Origin of the sequence: Ferruginibacter sp. (genome assembly GCF_031430955.1) — a bacterium.
GTDB lineage: Bacteria > Bacteroidota > Bacteroidia > Chitinophagales > Chitinophagaceae > Ferruginibacter.
The window spans coordinates 1-6884 of the sequence record NZ_JANPCM010000575.1; the positions used below are offsets into that span (position 1 = coordinate 1).

A 6884-nucleotide genomic window follows, 5' to 3' on the forward strand; every position below is an offset into this window, starting at 1 on the left:
GCAGTAGATATTATTGAAGAAGGGATATTATTTGCTGAAACTAATTGGTTTTATCCAATTGTTAAAGGTATCCCACGTTTGAATGTTGAAGCAGTAATTGATTATGCCGATTTTTTGCAATTGCACTTACCTGATTACACAACAAAAAAAGAAAAATTATTTACTGAGCATGGCGCACTTATACGATTGACAGCACAAAAAAATCGCAGAACAAAAGAGAGTTTTACGCAGGAATGGAATTTATATGATTACAAAGAAGATAAAACATGGAATGCTGATGCTGAAGGCATACTAAACCGTTTTTTAAAAGAAACCAATGAAACCATAGATACGCTTAATGGAAAAATTATTTTTGACGCAGGTTGTGGCAATGGCACTTTAAATTGTTTGCTTGCAGAAAAGGGCATTACAAATATTGCAATGGATTTTAGTAACAGCATCGAAATTGCTTATGTAAGAAATAAATACCGCAGCGTATTTTTTATACAGGGTGATGTGCAATTTCCCCCGGTGGCTTATGATGTATTTGACATTGTGCATTGCAGTGGTGTTTTGATTCATACCAATAATACGGAATTTTCTTTTGGCTGTATTGAAGCAACTGTAAAAAAAGGAGGAAAGTTGAGTGTTTGGTTGTATCACCCACGAAAAAAATTTATTCACAAGCTTTTTAACTTCATTAGAAAAATTACTTCAAAACTTCCATTAAAATTTCAATATTATTTATACTGTTGTACGATATTACCTGTTAGTTTTGTTATTAAAAGATTGAAAGGAAATAAAGAGAATGTAAGAGAAATGATGGTATCCATTTTAGACTGGTTTACTCCCCAATTCAGATGGGAACATACTCCTGAAGAAGCTGTAAGCTGGTTTAGTAAAAGGAATTATTCTGGAATAAGAATAACTACAGATGAAGTTTTTGGGTTTAATATTATTGGAGAAAAAATAGTAGGTAATTAAGTTTATACAGGATCTGATTTTTCATACCTTCAAAAAATAACAAAGCAGTTTATTTAATGTTTATTAAAAATTTATATCGGTATAGTAAAACAGCATTTATTGCTTTTGTTTTATTTATTGTGCTTTTTATTTTTATAAACTATAAGTGGGGTGTTGTAGCAACACCGGTTTATCAATACGGTATGTTTAGTTCGGTATTTCGTATTAAAGATACTCAAACTGTTTATCATATTTATATAAACGATACAAAACTAGATATTTCCCAATATCATTTTGCAGAAAGAGATATGCTTTTGATAAGTTTAGAAAATTATGCAAAAGCACCTAAAAACAACTCCACTATTTTTTTTACGATGAAGGGGTTATTGGATAAAACCGGCGTTGGCAGTTTAATGCAGCAGTCAAATTATTTTAATACAGTAAGTGATACCAATTTTACAGTATGGTATAAAAAATTATTGCAGCAAACAATTGGCTACCCGGTTTTAAAAACTGCAGTATTTACACAAAAATATATTTTGGAAGGCAAATCGTTAAAACCAGTTTCTTCACCACAAAAATTAACCTTTCTTGTTGCTGACTGATAAACATATAAAACAGTTTGCTGTTTATTATCTTACTTGTTTTATACTTTGCTATTCCTGGTATTTTTATCATGGGCTGCTGTTTTCTTCTATTAACCCTGTATTTTTTTTAAACAGGTTAGATGTTAGCCATAATATTATAATGCTGACAAACCTGCAAAATTTTTTAATACAAAACCGGTTTGTAAGAATAATCTTTGATTTACTATTCTTACTGTTACCTGTTGTATTGGTTTATGCAGTTGTAAAAAATAAAAAAGGAGTTCGTGTTATTGCAATTGCAACTTGTATTTTTAGTATTATTTACAGCAGCCTGTTCTGCGCCATGTCATTTGTAAGTGTGGAAGTCTTTGTTGCCGCAATGTTAGTGCCGATCATCTTCTGTACAATTTCAGTTAAAGGATTTTATTATCGTATCCATTGCATACGAATTATTTTTATCCTGATGTTCTTTTCGTCGGCATTGTGGAAAATAAGAGCGGGAGGTATTTTTAATACAGAAGAAATGTCGGCTATACTTTTACGGCAGCACTCATCCTACTTAGCTAGTAACAGCAGTGGTTGGTTTAGTAATATGATAACTTTTCTGATTAGTAATTCCGCTTTTGCATATTGCTTATACTTATCTGCTTTTGTCGCAGAATTTATTTTTATAATTGGTTTATTTACCCGGAGGTTTGATAAATACCTGATTATTTCGTTTTGTTTATTCGCCGTATTTGATTACCTGCTGATGGGGATTAATTATTTTACGTGGCTGCCATTTTTAGGGTGCTTATATTTCTCTAAATACAGTATTGCAAAGTCAGGCATTTAATTTTGGTCTGCCGTTTTAAAAGTTACTTCCTTTTTATTGGTGCGATAAAAATTATACAGTAATGTTAAAATTACGAAAAGGCATACAATAATTCCACTGGATAAGTTTACAACAGTAGAAAAATTTCTTGAAATAAAGTAACCAATTCCTGTAACAAGAATTGAAACACTCATGATAAAAATTAAATTTTTAAAAGGAAAAAAGTAATTTATTTTTTTGTCAATTAATTTGCCTGTATGCCACAAATAATAGCCAGCCTGGATATAAGTAGAAAGAACAAATGATAAAGCGAGACCTTTTAATTGTAAAAGCGGGTATAAAATTATCATTAATACAATGGCAACTATTAAATCTAACACAGCTCCTTTTAAAATCAGATCAGTTCGGTTATATACCTGCAATACCGCTGTGTAATTGGTTATGCGTACAGGCAATATAAAAATGCTTATTAAAAATACAGGAATAGCTGCTGCATATTTTGCACTAAAGATCAATGTGAAAAATTCGCTGTGATAAAAAAATAAAAAACAAAAAGAGGGAAATACAATTGACGAAAGCAATAGGGAAGAACTTTTGAAAAGTGTTTTTGCTTTTTCGGCAATTGCGGTATTTTGTCTTGACATTTCCACCAGCATAACACTGCCTGCGGCACTCAGCATAAGGCCAAACACGGGTATTTCGTAGGAGCCATTAAAATAAACAGCAAATTGTGTTACAGAAATAAAATATAATATTACCCATTTATCAAGCCATTTAAATATTACGCCAGCCACATCATTTAACCCCAGATAAAGCCATTGCCTGTTTAATTGTTTTGGCAGAATTGTAAACTTATCAGTTGCAACATCTCTTGTAAAATAATATTGCAGTGCTGCCTTAATAATAAAAATGAAAATTAATGCTGTAAGTAATAATTGTAATGAATAGTTTGCATACAGGATAATTAAATGACACAAAATATAGCCTGCTGTAAAGATGAGATTAGTAGTAAGCACTAATTTTTCTTTCTCTTTCTTTATTGCTGCAGTTTCGATAAGAATAGCAATATTTTGAACAGCAGTTAAAATAATTAATAAAACTCTTGTAGTAAAATTGTACTCGGTAACTGCAAGTAAAATATAAACAAGCGGTATAAAATTCAGCAGTCCAAAAAAAAATAGAAAATACTTTTTGTTTTCTTTAATCCACCCGGTAATGGCAGTAGCCGGTGATGATAATATAAGAGCAGGTAATCCAAATAATGAAATAATACTGGCAACATTTATATACAACCATACCGACTGGTATAAACCATAATCCTCAAAAGAAAGGTTTCTGGCATATAAAAAAATAATGACCAGCTGGGTAATCATTTTAAAAACACTGCTGCCCATTAACAGAAAAGATCTTTTGGCAAATTTTATTTCGTACAATTAGTTTCCGTATTTTGTTTTACTGAATTGGCTGCAGGCATCTTTATCTAAATGTTTAATAACCTGTGCAGGTGTGCCGCCCAGCACACAATATCCTTCTGCAAAATTTTTTGTTACTACTGTGCCTGCGCCTACAATGGTAAAATCTCCCAGCTCCACACCGGGCAGTATAACAGCATTCATTCCTATCCAGCAAAAATTACCAATTTTTATTGGAGAAGCGGTGTCAACAATAGCATTATCTACAAGGTTGTGGTTGGCAGATATTATCCCAACGTTTGGGCCAATGTTTGTATAATCACCAATAAAAATACCATTCGATGCTTCGATATAATTACCGGGAGAATCACCGGGATAAACATTTTTTCCTCTTGAAATATTTTTAGGAAAATATACGGTGCTTGTAAAATGCACAGCCCATGGTGTATCTGCATTTTGCCTTAATATTCTGCGATAAAAAAAATCGGCAATATAAAAATTAATGCCCACATCTTTTCTTAAGCCAAATATATTTTGAATTATTTTTTTCATTTATTACACAAAGAAATTATTCTTTTACTTTTAAATGTATTACTTCTTCCAAAAACTTTTTTGTTTCTCTCTCCACACTTTCCACATCTTTTGATTTTATAGGTGATGCCATTACATGATTGCCGGTATTGGGTAAAGCAATGGCTCTTTTATTTATGGTATCAGTTGCCAGTTGTGTAAACATTTCTTTAATGGCACTTACTTTTACCACATCATCCTGGTGCTGCTCATCTTTGTAATAATAAAGTAAAAGTACCGGTTGTTTTATTTTTTTGAAAGTTTTTTTCGTCATAGTAGTTTCCAGCATTTCTTCCAATGCAACAATGGCTTCAAGCCGGTAAGGTTTGTTCCAGTATTGTTTGTAAATGGGGCGGTCGTCTGTTGGGTCGTTGTAATTTCCACCTTTAACAAGCCTGGCAATTTGCAGACCCCAATGATTGTTCAGCATCCATGCATTGTTATCGTTTATAGCAATATTGGGGGAGTATAAAACTAACGCCGCAACATCGTTGGAATATGTAGCGGCTAATTGCAGCGCTTGTGTTGCGCCTGTACTGGTGCCCATTAAAATAACTTTGTTGCCTAACTGCTTACCAATTGCAAGCGCTTCTTTTACACTTTCCCAATAATTATCAGCAGTAAGATTCATCAGTTGTTCCGTGGTATCAATACCATGTTCTGCCAATCTTGATAAAAATAAATTGCAACCAAATTGTTTGGCAATATTGCGGTGTACCGGGTTACCTTCTTCCTGCGAAGCAGAAAAACCATGTATGTAAACAATGGCGTATTCAGTTTTTTGTTTAAGGCTGTCGTTTGTCCAAACAATTCTTGCTTCGTTATTGAGCCTTAATTTATGCATGGCTTCATTGGCGGCAATAAATTTTTCCAGTTCGGCTGTTGGGAGCACCAACGGCATTGCTGTTGCATATTTTGGGGTATCAGGCTGCGGCCCAAATAAATAAACGATAATTAAAACACCCAGTAAATAAAGCAATATTTTTAACCAGCGCATAAATAAATTTTTATGAAGCTACATTTTTTATTTGTGAAAAGAAAACCCGTTTAAAAGAGTAATATATTTTGTTATCTTGTAAAGTAAATATATTTTATGGCGAAGCTAATTTTTAAAAGATGTATCTCTTTATTTTTTATTGCCGTTTTTTTGTTTGCAGGATGTAAGCAGCCAGTACAGCAATTAACAAAAGAAGAATCTGTAACTTTTGCTAAAGAAATAGAAACAGCCATAAAAAAAGGCGATGGCAATTTGCTGGATAATTCTTTTGATAAAAATGAATTTATTAAAAGAATGAATTTGCCCAATACTGCAAACGGAAAAGGATTTTCGGAAGGAGTTTCAAAAAAGATAAATATAGGCAGCCAGATAGTAAAGGCTTTAAGCGATCAGGATAATTTTGAATTTATTAAACATTATGTGAAGGAAAATAAACACCACCTGATTTTTAGAATGTTTACAACTAAAGACGAAAGCCTTAATTATCACGATTATGAAATATTAAAAGCAGGCGGCAAATGTAAAATTGCAGATGCCTATATTTATCTTACCGGCGAAACAATTGCCGAAACGATGCATAATATGTTTAACAGTCTTTTTCAGGAGTCGCTGGAATTAGATAAATATACGGAGGATGAAAAACTAAAAGCTATTAATGAGTTAAAAGAGGTGAGGGTACTTATGCAAAAGGGTAATATTGACGGAGCTAAAAAGTTATATGAAACTTTACCTAATTATTTAAAAAAGACTAAGACTGCACTTTTGATAAATGTTATTATTTGCTCCCGCCTGACAATAAGTGAATACAGCGAAGCTATAAAAGAGTTTAAGGAATTATTTCCAGATGAACCTAACATGAATTTGATTATGATTGACGGATATTTTTTACAAAAGGATTACATAAAAGTACTTGCAGCAGTAAATGCATTGGATGCACAAATAAATAAAGATCCTTTTTTAGATTATCACCGTTATTTAGCTTACAATTTACTGGAAGATAAAATAAGCAGTTTATCCTGCCTGAAAAGACTTGTAAAAAATATGCCCAATTTCCAAAAAGGGTATATAGAATTAATTGCTGTTGATTTAAAAAATAAAAATAACAGTGAGGCTGATTCTTTAATTAAAATTTACCGTAATACCCCAAGATTCAGTCAACCCGAACTTACAACCATCATTAACTACTATCAATAATAACTGCCATTTTAAAAGATTTGCAGAGTGATATAATAATTTCTTTAACTTTCCTTAATGAAACATTTTAAGTTTTACAGCAAAGAAGATATTTTATCGCTTACCAAAGTACGCCGCTTTGAAACTAAAGTGGGGGAACGGTTGCAATATTTAAAACCAAATGGCGAATGGCCCGAAGTGGTACAGCAATCCGAAGCGAAATATGTGTTGCTGGGTATCCCGGAAGATATTGGTGTGAGGGCAAACTACGGTACCGGCGGCACGGCCACTGCATGGCTTTCCTTTTTATCTTCATTTTTAAATGTAAAAAGTAATGATTTTTTTCCGGGAGATAATATTTTACTGCTGGGGCATTTTGATTTTGGCGA

Annotated in this window: 7 protein-coding genes and 1 pseudogene; 5 read left to right on the plus strand and 3 right to left on the minus strand. The window is 32.6% G+C overall.

Translation table 11 applies throughout. The features are described from left to right. From ACY65O_RS16410 to ACY65O_RS16420, 3 genes are all read left to right on the plus strand, one after another. On the plus strand, positions 1–963 hold a 963-nt coding region (locus ACY65O_RS16410), incomplete at its 5' end, for a class I SAM-dependent methyltransferase (RefSeq protein WP_462221945.1). A 56-nt stretch (positions 964–1019) separates the two neighbouring features. Continuing rightward, positions 1020–1547: a hypothetical protein gene (locus tag ACY65O_RS16415; protein WP_462221946.1), complete on the plus strand. Its 528-nt coding sequence runs from the start codon at positions 1020–1022 to the stop codon at positions 1545–1547. 142 nt (positions 1548–1689) lie between these two features. Then, positions 1690–2364 carry a hypothetical protein gene (locus ACY65O_RS16420; RefSeq protein ID WP_462221947.1) on the plus strand — a complete coding sequence of 225 codons (675 nt, stop codon included), beginning with the start codon at positions 1690–1692 and terminating at the stop codon, positions 2362–2364. On the opposite strand, the gene ACY65O_RS16425 is transcribed toward ACY65O_RS16420, so the two are convergent. The 3 genes from ACY65O_RS16425 to ACY65O_RS16435 are packed head-to-tail and all read right to left on the minus strand — an operon-like array spanning position 2361 to position 5322. Further along, positions 2361–3776, minus strand: coding sequence for a lipopolysaccharide biosynthesis protein (locus tag ACY65O_RS16425; RefSeq protein ID WP_462221948.1), 1416 nt, complete (start codon positions 3774–3776; stop codon positions 2361–2363). The two genes, ACY65O_RS16420 and ACY65O_RS16425, sit on opposite strands and share 4 nt — an antisense overlap. Continuing rightward, entirely contained in the window at positions 3777–4307 is a 531-nt protein-coding gene (locus ACY65O_RS16430; RefSeq protein WP_462221949.1) for an acyltransferase, read from the minus strand. Positions 4308–4323: 16 nt separating this feature from the next. Further along, complete coding sequence (locus ACY65O_RS16435; protein WP_462221950.1) at positions 4324–5322, minus strand: alpha/beta hydrolase; 999 nt, start codon at positions 5320–5322, stop codon at positions 4324–4326. A gap of 96 nt (positions 5323–5418) precedes the next feature. Between ACY65O_RS16435 and ACY65O_RS16440 the strand changes: the two genes are divergently transcribed. Together ACY65O_RS16440 and ACY65O_RS16445 are read left to right on the plus strand one after the other, a co-directional pair. Beyond that, complete coding sequence (locus ACY65O_RS16440) at positions 5419–6516, plus strand: hypothetical protein (RefSeq protein ID WP_462221951.1); 1098 nt, start codon at positions 5419–5421, stop codon at positions 6514–6516. Positions 6517–6573: 57 nt separating this feature from the next. Then, a pseudogene (locus ACY65O_RS16445) lies at positions 6574–6884 on the plus strand (formimidoylglutamase); the annotation flags it as partial.